Consider the following 14,985-nt stretch of genomic DNA (forward strand, 5'->3'; position numbering starts at 1 on the left):
GGCCCCTCCTCATGCGCCGACGCCGACGCCGACGCCGACGCCGACGCCGACGACGCCCGCCGTCGCCGCTACCAGGTGTAGATGTCCTCGGCGACCTTCATGCAGTTCTTCTCCTCGCCGTTCTGCGCGCCCGCGCTCTCCGGGAGGTCGCCCTCCTCCAGGACGTTCTCCTTCGGGTACGCGTCGCCCTCGCGCCAGTCGGCGCCGACCGTCAGCGTCACACCGTTGACGTCGGCCGACTTCTTCACCGAGCTGGCGGGAATGCCCAGCGACTCGGCGACCCGCAGGGCGTCGCCCTTGAGGTCGGCGCTCGGGTACTGCACCACCGTCCGCTTGGCGGGCTTCGTCGCCGCGCCGTCCTTCGCGGCGAGCGCGAAGCCCTGGCCGGCCAGCACCTGCTGGATCGCCCCGGCGCGGCCCTGCACGGCCGCCAGCGTCTGGCTCGCGGTGCCGTTGCGGACCTGGACGGCGATCTGCCCGTCGGGCGCGGCCTCGTCCTTCGGCCCGGAGTCCTGCTCGCCCTTGGTGCCGTTGCGGTCGAAGGGCACGTCGTCCTGGAGCATCGCCCAGAGCTTGTCGGCGTCGCCCGCCCGGGGGATCAGGCGGTTCGGGTCCTGCGGCCACGGGTCGTTCGGCATGGTGGTCGTGGTGATGCGGTTGATGGGGATCTCCTTCATCTCCATCGCCAGGCCGGCCAGCTTCGCGACGCTGCCGATCTCCTCGGAGACCTTCAGGGCGTTGGTGGCGGCTTCCGCCAGGTCCATCAGCTCGCCGCTGTCCGTGAAGATGTTCTGCTCCTGCAGCTCCCGCATCATCGAGTTGATGTACATCTGCTGGGCCTTGGCGCGCATCTGGTCGCTGCCCCAGGCGTGCCGGGTCCGCAGCCACTGGAGCGCCTGCTCGCCCTTGACGGGGTGGGTGCCCGCCTCGAGCTTCAGCCCCGAGCCGCCCCGCTGCGCAGCGGTCGACCGGTCCCAGACGTTCTCCTCGACGCAGACGTCGACACCGCCGATCGCGTCGGCCATCTCGACCACGCCGATGAAGTCGATGACGATCCAGTGGTCGATGTAGACCCCGGTGAGGTTCTCCCAGGTCGACAGGGTGCAGCCCGGGCCGCCGCGCTGGAGCGTGGAATTGATCATGCCGTAGGTCGCCGGGTAGGTCGTGCCCTCCTCGGCGTCGCGGCACTCGGGGATGTTCACCATGGTGTCGCGGGGGATGCTCACCATCGAGGCGCTCTTCCGGTCCGCCGAGAGGTGGAGCAGCATCTGCACGTCGGCGCGGGGCTTCTGCCCGACGTTCTCCTTGCTGCCGCCCAGCTTCAGGTTCCTCGGGTCGTTGCGGTCGTCGGACCCCAGGACGAGGATGTTGAGCGGAGTCTGACCCGCGGCGTTCGGCTTGGCCTTCTTGGCGTTCGACTTCCCGCCTGCGCGGGCATCGGTGTCGATGTTGTCGTTGAGGTGCTGGTAGTACAGGTATCCGGCCGCACCGGCGCCGACTATCAGGAACGCAAGGATCAGCGCCGTCCAGCGCAGCACGCGCCGTCTTCGGCCGCCGCGGCCGCGGCGGCGGCCGTTGCCGCGTCTGCCGCCGTGCCGGCCCCCGTCGCGGGGCTCCGTGGGTGAGTCGTCCCCGTGCCGGCCGGCCGGTCCGTCCCCCGGGCCGTCCGCCTCGTACAGGCTGTCGTCCCACCCCAGGTCGGCCGCGCCCCCCGCGGAGCCGCGGCGCCGGTCCTCACCGCGCACACGCGTCTCTGCCATATGTGCCTCCCCACCTGTCTCCGCCTACGGGACCGCCCCGCGCAATCCCGTCTGTGAGATGCGCGAGGCGGCCAATTCGTTGCGCGGTAAACGCTGTTACTTCCCGCACGCCCGTGTGCGGCGCGTGCCCGGCGCTCTGCCCGGCCCCGCCCACCGGGCGCCCCCGAGCCCTACTTGGCGCACTGGGCCTTGTCGGCCGTGGACTTGTCGACGCCGTCCGGCGCCTCCGTCGGCGCGGTCAGCGGCACACCCGCCCCCTTGAAGTCCTTGCCGAGGATCAGCGTCATGGTCGGCATCCCCTGGGCGTTCTCGGTGCTCTCGCCCTCCTTGAGCGCCGAGCCCGGCAGACCCATCATGGCGGCCAGCGCGCGGGCCTGGTCGGCCTGGTCCGGGGCGTACTCCAGGGTCGTCTTCTTCTGCGTCGCGTCGGCGTTGCCGCCGTTCTCCGACTTGCCGACGCCCTGCTGGGTCTGCAGCCACGTCAGGGTGGACTGGGCGGCGCCGCTCTTGGCGCTGCCGTTGAGCACCCGCACCCGCACCTCGGAGGCCGGCGCCTTGCTGCCCTCGAGCCGGGCGGCCTCGGCGTCCTTCTGCTCCTTCTTCTTCCTCTTCACCTCGGTGAAGGAGACGTCCTCCTGGATCATCTGGAAGACCTGCGGGGCCTTCGACGGGTCGGGCACCACCGTGACCGGCGTGGGCTCCGCCGGGTTGTCGATGACCGGGACCGTCATGAAGGACATGTTCTTCGGCTCGACCTCGTTGATCTCCAGCGCCATGTCCTTCAGCACGGAGACCTTGCCGATCGCCGCGTCGACCGTGAGCGCCTTGGTCGCGGCCTGGGCGAGGTCGTTGAGCTTGGTCGGGCTGGAGAGGGTGTCGCCGGAGGACATCTTCCGCATCATCGAGCCGAGGAACTGCTGCTGGGCCTTGATGCGGTCCAGGTCGCCGGAGTTGCCGAAGCTGTAGCGGGTGCGCAGGAAGGCGAGGGCCTCCTCGCCCTGGATGGTCGACTTGCCGGCCGGCAGCTTCAGGTGCGACTTGGGGTCGTCGACCGCCTCCTCGACACAGACCTCGACACCGTCGATCGCCGCGGTCAGCGTCTTGACGGCGTTGAAGTCGGCCACCATGAAGTGGTCGACCTGGATGCCCGTGAACTCCTTGACGGTCCGCGCCGTGCAGCTCGCGTCCCGGCCGTTCTGCCCGAGGCTCTCGTTGAAGCGGGTGTTCGCCGTGCCCGGGACGACCTCGGTGGTGCCGTCCTCCAGGGTGGTCTCGCAGTCCGGGATGTCGGTGACCAGGTCACGCGGGATGCTCATCACCGTGGCGTTGCTGCGGTCCTCGGCCACGTGCAGCAGCAGGGTGGTGTCGGCGTGGCCGGGGCTGTTCTTGTCGCCGTAGCCGGCGTTGCCGGCGCCGGTCCGCTTGTCGGTGCCGATGATCAGGAGGTTGAACGCCTCGTCCGCGGAGAAGGAGTCCGAACAGGCGTCGCCGCCGCAGGCGGTCTTGCTGATGTTGTCCTCGAGGTCCTGGATGTACCAGTAGCCGAAGCCCGCCGTCGCGACGATCACGAAGGCCAGCGTGCCGCCGGTCCAGGCGAGGATCTTCTTGCCCTTGCTCTTCTTCTTGGGGCGGCCGCGGCGGCGGCCGGGCTCCGGGTCCTCGGGTTCGGCGCGCCGTCTGCGCGGCTGCGGCACGTCGCGGCCCGGACGCTGCCGGGCGGGCGCCTCGCTGCCGTAGCCGCTCTCGTGGGCGGTGCGGTCACGCGGCACACCCCCCTCGCGGGGGGCCGGACGGCGTGGGCTCGGCACCGGCGGTGACTGCGGAGCGGGACTGCTCAGTCGCAGTTCGTACTCGCCGGTCTGCGGGTTGAGCACCCACTGGTCGGCGGGATCGATGTTGTCCGCCCGTCCACGGCCATGCGCGTCCACGGTTGTTGAATCCTCCGTCGGGGCCACGGCGCCTTCCCCCAGGCGCGGGGTCTCGTCATGGTGCCGACCGCAGGACGGACCTCCTGACCGGGGCACCGGATCGCTCACACTATCCGCCCACAACGGCATGGAGCGACGACGGTGACACATTCCACTTCCCTACAAGCGGGCAATCCGCCGCATTCTTCTGCCTCAGAGCTACGCCTTGGCCATGGTTTTACCTGCCGGCAGCACGGGGGTTCGACGGAGGCGACCCGTCCGTTACGCGCAGGGGTCCTCGGCGGCCGTGGAGCCGGTGAAGGAGGGGGAGGGCGACGGCTTCGCGGGGGCGCCGCGCGCGCCGGTCCGTCCGGTGGACGTCCGCTCCGTGACCGCGACCGGGCGGTCGTGGCGCAGCAGCTCGAAGAGCTGTTCCGCGGCCGGCTCGAGCAGCCGGTCGCGGTTGGGGTCGGCCGGGTACGGCTCACGCGGGACGGTGGTGAAGAGGACGCGCTCGGAGGGGATGCCGCGCACCTCGCGCACGAACCCGTACAGGTCCCGCAGCCCCGCGAGCCCCGGGTCGGTGGTCAGCGCGGAGGTCGCCGCGTGCAGCACCGGGTAGAGCCTCAGCGGGTTGTGGAGGACGTGGTCGCTGCGGACCTTCTGCACCAGCGCGCCCAGGAACCGCTGCTGGCGTTCCATCCGCGCGGTGTCGCTGCCGTCGCCGAGGGACTTGCGGGCGCGGACCCAGCCGAGGGCCTGCTCGCCGTCGAGGGTGACCCGCCCGGCGGGGAGGTCCAGCTGGGCCGCCTTGTCGCGCACCGGCTCGCTCAGGCACATGTCGACGCCGTCGACGGCGTCGACCATCTCCTTGAAGCCGTGGAAGTCGATGATCATGTGGTGGTCGATCCGCACGCCGGTCATCTTCTCGACGGTGCGGATGGTGCAGGCCGGGCCGCCGGTGCCGAAGGCGCTGTTGAATTGGGCGAGGCGGGCGGGGCCGGTGCCGCCGTCGCGCTCGCGGCAGGCGGGGACGCGCACCATCAGGTCGCGCGGCAGGGAGACCGCGACCGCGCTGCGCCGGCCGGCGGCCAGGTGCAGCAGGATCGTGGTGTCGGAGCGCTCCCCGCCCAGGTTCCGGCCGTAGCGCCCGTTGCCCTCGCCGGAGCGGGTGTCGGAGCCGATCAGCAGCACGTTGCGCGCGTCGGGCGCCGGCCGCCCCGGCCGCTCCGCGGCGTGCCGCGCCAGTTCGGCGGCGGTCGCCTCGTCGGAGGTGACGTTCTCGCTCAGCCGGCTGTAGACGGCCCAGCCGGCCAGCAGGCCGGCCACCAGCAGCACCGCGGTGGTTGTGCCGAGGACGACGACGGCGATCCGCAGCCGGCGACGGCGGGGCGAGGTGGGCGACGACTCGGACGGCACGTGGGTGCCATGCCCGTCCGGCGGCGTGCTCTCCCGCCCGTGCCGCCGGGTGGAGGACAACTTCGCCCCCACGGACGCACCCGCGAGCCCCGCCGCCGCGCGCCGCGCCGCCCCGGACCGGCGGGGCCGCGCGCCGCGCCGCCCCGGATCAGCGGGCGGTGGCGGTGACCCGCTCGGAGTCCACCCGGGTGGCGAGGGAGTCCTCCGCCAGCCGGTCGAGGTGGCGGCAGAGCACCACGGAGCCGCCGATGGCCAGCGGGGCGTACAGGCCGGCCGCGACGCCCTCCCAGGTGTCGTACGGCAGGCCGCTGAGGATCCGCGAGGCCGGCCCGGTCAGTCCGAGGCCGGGAGCCTCGGCGCGGGCCCGCTCCACCACCTCTGCGGCGGTGAACTCGCGGCCGGCGACGATCAGCGCGGGCTCCTCCGGGTCGACCGGCGCGTAGGGCGCGAACCGGTCGCCCATCCCGGGGACCTCGACGGCGTAGTCGCGGAAGCCGGCCGGGGCCTCGGGGAAGCGTCCGCCGAGCGGTCGCAGCGACAGGGCGATCCGCTCCCCGGAGCAGGCCCGTGCGGCCTGAAGGGTGTCGGGCCCGGCGACCACCAGGTCCGCGGCGGCCGCGTCGCCGCCCGGATCCGCGACCACGCCCACCGAGTGACAGGCCATCAGCCAGACGGCTGCCTGCCAGTGCCCCGGCAGCAGCAGGGCCAGCCGGTCGCCCGGTTCCGCGGACAGCTCGTCCTGGAGGTAGTTCGCCGTCTTCGCCACCCAATTGGCGAAGGTGGCGACGGAGAGTTCGACGCGCTCACCGGTGGCGTCGTCGTAGAAGGTCACCAGGGGGCGCGCGGCGTCCGCGGCGAGCGCGGAACGCAGCAGGTCGGCGGGGGTGCGATCGGTGGCGTTCACGGGCGCAAGGGTACGCGCCAGGAGGCGGCCGGGGAGCGGGGAGGCGCTACCGGTTCGGGTGAACGACGCCCGACAGGCCGTCAACAGAGCTATGGACATGAATGTCTGATTATGTCCAGGATGCGGAGTATGCGCGGACTCCTTTCTTCCTCATTCCTCTCCCCCCTCGCCTCCTCGCTCGGCATCACCTGCGCGACGTCACTGGTCGTGCCGCTCGCCGTCGTCGTGGCCGCCCCCGCCGCGGCGGCCCGGCCGCCCGCACGCCTGCCCGCGGCGGAGGCGGCGGGGGACGCCGGCTCCACCCAGTCGCTGCCCCTCGCCCCCCTCGACGGCCGCCGGGCCGCCACCGCCGCCCCCGGCCGGGCCGAACAGGGCCTCGCCCGCCGGGACGTCCGGCCGTTCTCCCTCGTCGGCGTCGTCTGGGACGACCCGGACGCCGAGTTCCACGGCCGGGTCCAGGTCCGCACCCGGGGCGCCGCCACCGGCCGGTGGAGCGCCTGGAAGGGCCTGGAGACCCACACCTCCGAGCACGGAGCCGATCCGGGCACCGCCGAGGACGCCGCCCGCGGCGGCACCGCCCCGCTGTGGGTGGGCGCCTCCGACGGCGTCGAGATCAGGGCCCGGCCCGAGGCGGACGGGCACGGTCACGGCGGCGCGATCCCCGCCCTCCCGGCCGGACTGCGGGCCGAACTGGTCGACCCCGGCGAGGGCGCCGCCTCCGGCGCTCCCGCCACGCGCGCCGCCGCCCCGGCGCAGCCGGAGGTGCTGCCCGCGCTGAGTCGCGCGGAGACCGCACGGGAGGCCGCCGCCCTGCGCGGCTCCGCCCCCGGCACCCCCGACACCCCCCACCCGCCGGACACCCCCGCGCCGGCCGGTCCGGCCACCGAGGAGGACCAGGCGACGGAGGGGACGGATACGACGGATACGACGGATACGACGGATACGACGGAGGTGGCGGAGGCGGGGGCCGGGGACCCGGTCGTGGACGGGCCCAGGGCCGCGCCGTACATCGGACCGCGTCCCGCGATCGTCACCCGCCGGGGCTGGAAGGCGAACGAGAGCCTGCGGGAGAAGAGCTTCGCCTACACCAAGAAGGTCAAGGTGGCGTTCGTCCACCACACCGCGACCGGCAACGGGTACACCTGCAAGCAGGCCCCCTCGGTCATCCGCAGTATCTACCGCTACCACGTGGGCAGCATGGGCTGGCGGGACATCGGCTACAACTTCCTCGTCGACAAGTGCGGCAAGATCTACGAGGGCCGCGCCGGCGGGGTCACCCGCCCCGTGATGGGCGCCCACACCCTGGGCTTCAACAGCAACAGCATGGGCATCGCCGTGATCGGCAGCTTCGGCGCCACCAAGCCCACCGCGAAGTCCGTCCGCGGCATCGCCCGCCTGACGGCGTGGAAACTCGGCCTGCACGGCATGAACCCGCGCGGCAAGACTTATCTGAAATCGGGCGGTGGCAATCGCTACCAAAAAGGCAAGAATGTACGACTGAACACCATCTCCGGGCACCGGGACGGATTCGCCACGAGCTGTCCGGGTGGTCGCCTCTACAGCAAGCTCGGCACGGCCCGGAAGACCTCGGCCCGCTACCAGGGACGATGACGCCGGGGCGGTGGGGGCCGGCCGGCTCCTGACGCTCGTACAGCCTTCGAACGGTCTGCGTACACTGGCCGGCCGACACCAAGATCGGCCGGTCCCGGCAGGAAGCAGAGACGACAGGTGACAGAAGCGATCCTCCTGGTCGGCGGCAAGGGCACCCGGCTGCGCCCGGTGACGGTGAACACTCCCAAGCCCATGGTCCGCGCGGCCGGGGTTCCGTTCCTCCAGCACCAGTTGGCCCGGGCCGCCGCCGCCGGCGTGGAGCACGTGGTGCTCGCCACGTCCTACCTGGCAGAGGTGTTCGAGCCGTACTTCGGCGACGGCTCCGCGCTGGGACTCCACCTCGAGTACGTCACCGAGCGGGAGCCCCTGGGCACCGGCGGCGCCATCCGCAACGCGGCGGCCCGGCTCCGGTCCGGCCCGGACGAGCCCGTCCTCGTCTTCAACGGCGACATCCTCACCGGCCTCGACATCCGTGCCCTGGTCCGCACCCACGAGGCATGCGGCGCCGACGTCTCGCTCCACCTGACCCGGGTCACCGACCCGCGCGCCTACGGGCTGGTGCCGACCGACCCCACGGGCCGGGTGACCGCGTTCCTGGAGAAGCCCCAGACGCCCGAGGAGATCGTCACCGACCAGATCAACGCCGGCTGCTACGTCTTCCGGCGCTCGGTCGTCGACACCATCCCGGCCGGGCGGCCGGTCTCCGTCGAGCGGGAGACCTTCCCCGGCCTGCTGGCGGCCGGCGCGCACCTGCAGGGCATGGTCGACTCCACCTACTGGCTCGACCTCGGCACCCCCGAGGCCTTCGTCCGCGGCTCCGCAGACCTGGTTCTCGGCCGCGCCCCGTCCCCCGCCGTGCCCGGCCGCTGCGGCGACCGGCTGGTCCTGCCCTCCGCGGTGGTGGCCGCCGACGCCAAGCTCACCGGCGGCACGGTGGTGGGCGAGGGCGCGCTGGTCGCCGAGGGCGCGCGGATCAGCGGCTCCACCATCCTGCCGGGCGCGGTCGTCCAGCCCGGCGCCGTCATCACCGACTCCCTGGTCGGCGTCCACGCCCACATCGGCGAACGCACGGTCCTCACCGGCGCGGTGATCGGCGACGGCGCGTTCGTGGGCCCCGACAACGAGCTGCGGGCCGGCGTCAGAGTGTGGTGCGACGCGCGGATCCCGGCGGGGTCGGTCCGGTTCTCGTCGGACGTGGCGTAGCCCTTCGGGCGAGGCGGGGCGCCGTCACCACACGCTGATGTCGCCCCGCCGCATGCGCGGCGCCCTCCGCGCGGGGATCCGCCCGCTCAGCAGCACCAGCCGGGCCGCCCGGTGCCGCTGTCCCGCGCCCGCGTAGGGCTCCAGCAGCCGCAGCATCGCCGCGTCGTCGGCGTCCCGGTCGTCGGCCAGCGCGTGCCCCACGATCCCCGGCAGGTGCAGGTCCCCGGTCGTCACCTCGTCCGCCGCGCCGTGCGACCGCTGCACCACCTCGGCCGAGGTCCACGGCCCGATGCCCGGCACCACCTCCAGCCGCGCCCGCGCGGCCTCCGCCGGCATCGCCGCGGCCTCCTCCATCCGCTCGAAGACCCGCACCGCCCGCAGGATCGTCGCCGCGCGCTTGTCGTCGACGCCGGCCCGGTGCCACTCCCAGGACGGCACCAGCGCCCACGCCCGCGGGTGCGGCATCACCCGCATGCCCTCCGGCGCGGGACCCGGCGCGGGCTCGCCGAACGCCTGGAGCAGCCGCCGCCAGCCCCGGTACGCCTCGTCCGCGGTGACCTTCTGCTCCAGCACCGAGGGGATCAACGACTCCAGCACCAGACCGGTCCGGGTCAGCCGCAGGCCCGGCACGCGCCGCGCGGTCAGCGCGAGCAGGCGGTGGCGCGGCACGAACGCGGAGGGGTCGTCCTCCATCCCCACCAGCCCCGGCAGCCCGTCCAGCAGCCACTGCGCACCCGGACCCCAGGCCTCGCCGCGCACCGTCCCCAGCGCGGTGCGCGCGGAGACGCGGACCGTTCCGGGGCCCAGCGGCGTCCGGGTGGCCCGCCACACCGCGCCGTCCTGCGTCATCCGGAACGACGGGTCGCCGGCCCCGCGCCGCAGCACCCCCAGCACCAGGGGGAGATCCACCGGGCCGCCCGGAACCAGCTCCCGGACCAGCCCGGGTCCGCCACCCTGCCGGGGCACACCCGCACCCCTGGGCACGCGCGGCGCGAAACGTCCTGCCATGCCCCCGAGGGTACGGTCCGTCCCCGACACCGGGCGGGCGGCACCGGGTGGCCGGTGCCGGTCGGCTCGACGGTCCACCGGCCGCCGGCACCGCGGACGTCACCGCACGGACGTCACTTCACCACGACGTTGTCCCCGGACGACGTCGACGGCCCGGTGGTGGTGTTGCCGTAGTACACCCAGCGCCAGGTACCCGTCCGGGAGGCCGTCACGGTCGTCCTGAGATCACCCGAGCTGTTCGCGTACACCTTCTTCACCGTGCTGTAGGAGGTGGAGCCGGCGGGCTTGAACTGCAGGCTCACCAGGCGGCCTCCGTAGGAGACGTACTTCCTGGTCTCCCAGTTGGCCCGGGTGACCTTCCCGGTCACGGTGATGCTCTTGCCCTTGGTCACCGGTTCGGGGGAGGCGTTGACGGTCAGACGGGAGTTGCGCTTGACGTGAACCGTCAGACCCTCGTCGTCGGTGTCGGCACCGTCGCCCTTGAAGTACACCCGGGCCGCGACCTTCCAGGCCCCGGCCTCCTTGTTGGACATGTCCCATTCGCTCGGGTCGAAGTACATCGTCTCGTTGAAGTCACAGACGCCCGCGCTCACCTTGACGCAGTCGCTCGTCTCGATGGCGTGCCACAGTTCGTCGCCGCCGTTCGCAGAACCGCGGTACAGGAACACGTGGGGAAACTCCCACGCCTCGGTCGTCGCCATCCGGAAGGAGGCGGGCACCGCGACCTCGTTCGACACCCCGATCACGATCGGCTTGCCGTCGTTCACCTGGACACGGGTGAACGAGACTCCTCCCTCGGCCGCCCCGGCCGGCGCCGCGGCCACGGCCATGAACACCGCCGCCGCGCCACCGGCCACGACGACTCTCCAGATCTGCTTCCCCACCTGATCCCCGATCTCCGCCAGCGGACGCACGGAAGGCTCATCCCTCCGGCGCCTTACAGACGGCCGGCGTCCGGACGAGGTTGTACACCGGCGCATCACGATGGGGCATCGGACGATCCCCGCTTCCGGCGAGGCGAGGCGAGGCGAGACGAGGCGGGCGGCGCGGCGGGCGGAGCACGGACCGCGCCGCCCGCGAACGGCGCGACGTGGAGCTAGCGCACCGTGAGGAAGGTCTCGGCGGAGCGTGCCGCCCGCGGCCTCGGCTCCTCGGCGGGGTGACCCACCGCGACGGCCCCCATCGGGTCCCACCCCTCCGGCAGCGCCAGCACCTCGCGCACGACGTCCCGGCAGAACATCGTCGACGACACCCACGCGGACCCCAGCCGCTCCCCGGCCAGCGCGACCAGGAAATTCTGCACGCCCGCGCCCATGGCGACGACGAACATCTCCCGCTCCGCCCCGTCCCGCCGGGCGTCGCCGTAGGTGTGCGAGCCGTCCATGACCAGGCACGGCACCACCAGGTACGGCGCGTTGCGCAGCACGTCCCCGCGCCGCACCCGCTTGGCGACCGACTCCTCGCTCTTCCCGTCCCGCCGCAGGTCGGCGATCCAGGCGTCCCTCATCGCGTCCAGCAGCCGGATCCGCGACTCCTCGCTCTCCAGCAGCACGAACCGCCACGGCGTCGTGTGGTGCGGCGCCGGCGCGGTCACCGCCGCGGCGACGGCCCGCCGGACCGCGCCCGGGTCGACCGGCTCGTCGGTGAAGGAACGCACGGTGCGCCGCTGGGCGACGGCCTCCCGCACGGCCTCGGAGGTCCCCAGCCGGAACATGTCGTCCCGCGCCGACCGCACCAGCGCCCGCGCGCCCCGCGCTCCGGCCCCGTCGTCGCCGACCAGGTGGGACAGCCCCCGCACCACGGCCACCGGCCGCCCCGCCGCCTTGCCCTTGACCAGGTCGCCCGCCGCCGCCAGCTCGTCGGCGAGCGCCACGACCGTGGCGGACAGCGGGTTGCCGTGCGCGTCCGTGCCGCCCCGCAGGTCGTCCAGGACCCGCACGCCGGCCGCGCCGATGCCCACGTCGGTGAGCCCGTTGCGCCAGGGCCGGCCGAAGGTGTCGGTGACGACCACGCCGACGTCCACGCCCAGTTCCGCCCGCAGCCCCTCCCGGACGGTGCGGGCGGACGCGTCGGGGTCCTCGGGCAGCAGCAGCACCGTCCCGGCGGGCGTGTTGGAGGCGTCGACGCCGGCCGCGGCCATCACCAGGCCCTGCCGGTTCTCCACGATCCGCAGCGTGCCGCGCCGGGCGACCACCCGGACCGTCTCGGCGTCGATGGCGGCCTCCCGGTCGGCGGCCGCCATGATCCGGCCCTCCGCCTTGGAGGCGATCTTCGAGGTGACCAGCACCACGTCTCCGTCGGCCAGGTCCGGCTCGGCGGCGGCGATCAGCTTGGCGAGGTCGTCGCCCTCCCGCACCTCGGGCAGCCCCTCGACCGCCCACACCCGGAACCCGGGCCGCGTCTCCCGCGGGGACTCGCTCACGCCTCCCGCACCTCCTCGGCGAGGGCCAGCGCCTCGCGGGCCATGGCCGCGGTGGCGTCCACGTCGGTCATCATCAGCGGCACGGCCCGGCAGCGGATGCCCGCCGCCTCGACCCGCCCGACCGCGCCGGCGTCGACCGTGTCGACCAGCCAGCCGTCCAGCAGCCCCGAGCCGTAGTGCTCGGCGACCGCCGCGGCCGTGGACTCGACGCCGACCGCCGCGAGCACCTTGTCGGCCATCCCGCGCACCGGCGCGTCCCCGACGATGGGGGAGAGCCCCACCACCGGCACCCCGGCCTCGGCGATCGCCTCCCGGATGCCGGGCACGGCGAGGATGGTGCCGACCGAGACGACCGGGTTGGACGGCGGGAAGAGGATCACGTCGGCCTCGGCGATCGCCTCCAGCACGCCGGGCGCGGGCTTGGCCTGCTCCGCGCCGACCGGCACGATCGCCTCGGCCGCCACCGAGGCCCGCAGCCGCACCCAGTACTCCTGGAAGTGGACCGCCCGCCGCTCGCCGTCAAGCGTCACCGCGACATGGGTCTCCACCCGGTCGTCGGACATCGGGATCAGCCGCACGCCCGGCTTCCACCGGTCGCACAGCGCCTCGGTGACCGCGCTCAGCGGGTATCCCGCGCCGAGCATCTGGGTGCGGACCACGTGCGTGGCGAAGTCGCGGTCACCCAGCCCGAACCAGTCGGGGCCCACCCCGTAGGCGTTGAGCTCCTCCTTGACGTGGAAGGTCTCGTCGGTCCTTCCCCAGCCCTGCTCCTCGTTGATGCCACCGCCCAGGGTGTACATCACCGTGTCGAGGTCCGGGCAGACCTTCAGCCCGAAGAGGTGGATGTCGTCCCCGGTGTTGCCGATCACGGTGACGGTCGCGTCCGGCACGGCCGCCTTCAGACCGCGCAGGAACCGGGCACCGCCGATGCCGCCTGCCAGAACCACAATGCGCATGGGCCCAGTCTCGCAGGCCCGCCCCGGCGACCGGCAGGCGGCCGAGGGCCGCCGCGACCGCGCCTTGGCGGCGCGTCAGGCGTCGGCGCGGGCCACCGCCACCGCCGCCGGCGCGGAGGTGTGCATCGGCATCTCGGTCAGGCCGGGGAAGTAGACGTGCAGGCTGACCGCCGGCTCCAGGGAGTCGTTCACGATCTCGTGGAGGTGCTGCGGCGCGAACACGCGCTGGGCGCCCGGCTCCAGGACGCGCCGGGAGGGGCCGGAGGGGCCGGAGGGCGCGTTGCGCTCGGTCAGGGTGCCGTCCAGGACGGTGAGCACCCCGGAGGACGGGCCGTGGTGGTGCAGACCGGTGGTCTGGCCGGGCAGCCAGGACAGCAGCCAGACCTCGTAGCCGGGGCCGGTCAGCAGCCGGTGGTACCAGCGGGTGGTCGCGTCGTAGCGCACCAGGTGCTCCCACCGCGGGCGGTCCGCGGCGATCGTCCGGGCGAGCCGGGTGAAGTCGGCGACGGTGGACGGGTGTTCGCGCTCCGGCTGGAGCAGGTGGAGGACCTCGAGGATGTCGCCGGCGATCTGCAGGTCGCTGTCGCTGTTCATGGGGGCGCTGGGTTCCTGTGGCGGGGAGGGAGGCGGGGGGAGGGGGAGACGGCACCGCTTTCCGCCGGGGTCCGGGTCACGGACCGTGACGGCTGGGCCCTGGTACGGGCCGGGAGAGGCGGTGGGGACGGGAGGTCCCGGAAGGGTGCGCGGCCTGCCCGGGGTCGCCGGGCGGGCTACGGCCGGAGCGTCAGAGGCTCAACAGCCGGTGCGGCGACAACAGGGCTGACAACAGAGGTGACAGCTGAGGCGAACAGGGGCAGCACCGAGGAACCCGGCGGAGCGGGTCGGGGCGGATGCCGAGTTCGCGAGCATGCCCCTCAGCACATCCGGTCACACGTTCCGTGTCAACTCGGCCACGCGTGAATGGGACGAACTTCACCTTCTGGGGGTGTTCTGAGAAGAGGAAGGTTTGTGGCTGAGGAGACCGGGACACATGGCGCACAACCGGACGCGTCAAACCTGTCGGTGCCGACCGCCTCCACCCGGGCCGTGATCCAACTGTGATCGAGCCCGCGCGGGGGGTGGCTGGTGACCCACCGTCAGTCCGTCGAAGTTCAGGATGATTTGAACACTTTCGGCGAGGGCTTGGTTCGGCAGGGTGAATAAGGGGCTCAATAGCAGATCCTGGCTTGACTCGCCCGGAGCGGCACACTTGTAATTTCACTCGTGTCGTTCGGCCACCGTCGGTGATGGCCGAATCACACGGGGACATCACGGGGACGCGGAAGAACAGACGAGGGGCGCAGCATGACCGAGCTGGTGCAGCAACTGCTGGTCGACGACGCGAACGAGGAGCTCGGCTGGCAGGAGCGCGCGCTGTGCGCCCAGACCGACCCCGAATCCTTCTTCCCGGAGAAGGGCGGCTCCACGAGGGAGGCCAAGAAGGTCTGTCTCGCCTGCGAGGTCAGGTCCGAATGCCTCGAGTACGCGCTCGCCAACGACGAGCGCTTCGGGATCTGGGGCGGTCTCTCCGAGCGGGAGCGCCGCCGACTGAAGAAGGCCGCCGTCTGACCGGTCCGGCCGCCTTCGGGCGACCGGACAGACGGCACAGTTCGTTCCACAACGTACGGCCCGTCGCCCGTGGGTTCTCCACAGGCGGCGGGCCGTTTGTCGCGCAGCCGTTAGTGTGGCTCTCCGTCCGAGACGCCACGCATTCCCCGGCAGAGGCAGCAGCCCCCGGGGCAGCCGCCTGACGGGA

General features: G+C 73.1%; 12 protein-coding genes. 3 read left to right on the forward strand and 9 right to left on the reverse strand.

Annotated elements, in window-relative coordinates:
- Window positions 1-68: 68 nt before the first annotated feature.
- The 4 genes from GBN72_RS27145 to GBN72_RS27160 form a co-directional block, all read right to left on the reverse strand.
- Window positions 69-1,760: an LCP family protein gene (locus GBN72_RS27145; RefSeq protein ID WP_151774528.1), complete on the reverse strand. Its 1,692-nt coding sequence runs from the start codon at window positions 1,758-1,760 to the stop codon at window positions 69-71.
- Between the two features lie 170 nt (window positions 1,761-1,930).
- Window positions 1,931-3,688 (reverse strand): LCP family protein, encoded by a 1,758-nt coding sequence (locus GBN72_RS27150; RefSeq protein WP_151774529.1) that lies wholly within the window; start codon window positions 3,686-3,688, stop codon window positions 1,931-1,933.
- 261 nt (window positions 3,689-3,949) lie between these two features.
- Window positions 3,950-5,158: an LCP family protein gene (locus GBN72_RS27155; RefSeq protein ID WP_439959819.1), complete on the reverse strand. Its 1,209-nt coding sequence runs from the start codon at window positions 5,156-5,158 to the stop codon at window positions 3,950-3,952.
- A 76-nt stretch (window positions 5,159-5,234) separates the two neighbouring features.
- Complete coding sequence (locus GBN72_RS27160) at window positions 5,235-5,990, reverse strand: TIGR03089 family protein (protein ID WP_151774530.1); 756 nt, start codon at window positions 5,988-5,990, stop codon at window positions 5,235-5,237.
- A gap of 129 nt (window positions 5,991-6,119) precedes the next feature.
- On the opposite strand from GBN72_RS27160, the gene GBN72_RS27165 reads away from it, so the two are divergent.
- Together GBN72_RS27165 and manB are read left to right on the forward strand one after the other, a co-directional pair.
- Window positions 6,120-7,601, forward strand: a complete 1,482-nt coding sequence (locus tag GBN72_RS27165) for a peptidoglycan recognition protein family protein (RefSeq protein WP_246212934.1) — start codon at window positions 6,120-6,122, stop codon at window positions 7,599-7,601.
- 117 nt (window positions 7,602-7,718) lie between these two features.
- Window positions 7,719-8,804, forward strand: a complete 1,086-nt coding sequence (gene manB / locus GBN72_RS27170) for a mannose-1-phosphate guanylyltransferase (protein ID WP_151774532.1) — start codon at window positions 7,719-7,721, stop codon at window positions 8,802-8,804.
- A 24-nt stretch (window positions 8,805-8,828) separates the two neighbouring features.
- Here the strand turns inward: manB and GBN72_RS27175 are convergent, their stop codons facing one another.
- The 5 genes from GBN72_RS27175 to GBN72_RS27195 form a co-directional block, all read right to left on the reverse strand.
- On the reverse strand, window positions 8,829-9,812 hold the full coding sequence (locus GBN72_RS27175) for a DNA-3-methyladenine glycosylase family protein (protein ID WP_151774533.1): 984 nt from the start codon (window positions 9,810-9,812) through the stop codon (window positions 8,829-8,831).
- A gap of 113 nt (window positions 9,813-9,925) precedes the next feature.
- Window positions 9,926-10,696 carry a hypothetical protein gene (locus GBN72_RS27180; protein WP_174887216.1) on the reverse strand — a complete coding sequence of 257 codons (771 nt, stop codon included), beginning with the start codon at window positions 10,694-10,696 and terminating at the stop codon, window positions 9,926-9,928.
- 212 nt (window positions 10,697-10,908) lie between these two features.
- Window positions 10,909-12,234, reverse strand: coding sequence for a coenzyme F420-0:L-glutamate ligase (locus GBN72_RS27185; protein ID WP_151774535.1), 1,326 nt, complete (start codon window positions 12,232-12,234; stop codon window positions 10,909-10,911).
- Window positions 12,231-13,190 carry a 2-phospho-L-lactate transferase gene (cofD, locus tag GBN72_RS27190; protein WP_151774536.1) on the reverse strand — a complete coding sequence of 320 codons (960 nt, stop codon included), beginning with the start codon at window positions 13,188-13,190 and terminating at the stop codon, window positions 12,231-12,233. The genes GBN72_RS27185 and cofD overlap by 4 nt, the downstream gene beginning before the upstream one ends.
- Window positions 13,191-13,265: 75 nt before the next feature.
- Entirely contained in the window at window positions 13,266-13,784 is a 519-nt protein-coding gene (locus tag GBN72_RS27195; RefSeq protein ID WP_151774537.1) for a cysteine dioxygenase, read from the reverse strand.
- Between the two features lie 750 nt (window positions 13,785-14,534).
- Between GBN72_RS27195 and GBN72_RS27200 the strand changes: the two genes are divergently transcribed.
- Window positions 14,535-14,798: a WhiB family transcriptional regulator gene (locus GBN72_RS27200; protein WP_108951581.1), complete on the forward strand. Its 264-nt coding sequence runs from the start codon at window positions 14,535-14,537 to the stop codon at window positions 14,796-14,798.
- Window positions 14,799-14,985: the final 187 nt, after the last annotated feature.

Origin of the sequence: Streptomyces abyssomicinicus, assembly GCF_008974245.1 — a bacterium.
GTDB lineage: Bacteria > Actinomycetota > Actinomycetes > Streptomycetales > Streptomycetaceae > Streptomyces > Streptomyces abyssomicinicus.

Coding starts and splice junctions, on each gene's coding strand:
- GBN72_RS27145 (WP_151774528.1), bottom strand. CDS start 1,760: ATGGCAGAGACGCGTGTGCGCGGTGAGGACCGGCGCCGCGGCTCCGCG.
- cofD (WP_151774536.1), bottom strand. CDS start 13,190: ATGCGCATTGTGGTTCTGGCAGGCGGCATCGGCGGTGCCCGGTTCCTG.
- GBN72_RS27195 (WP_151774537.1), bottom strand. CDS start 13,784: ATGAACAGCGACAGCGACCTGCAGATCGCCGGCGACATCCTCGAGGTC.
- GBN72_RS27165 (WP_246212934.1), top strand. CDS start 6,120: ATGCGCGGACTCCTTTCTTCCTCATTCCTCTCCCCCCTCGCCTCCTCG.
- GBN72_RS27175 (WP_151774533.1), bottom strand. CDS start 9,812: ATGGCAGGACGTTTCGCGCCGCGCGTGCCCAGGGGTGCGGGTGTGCCC.
- GBN72_RS27200 (WP_108951581.1), top strand. CDS start 14,535: ATGACCGAGCTGGTGCAGCAACTGCTGGTCGACGACGCGAACGAGGAG.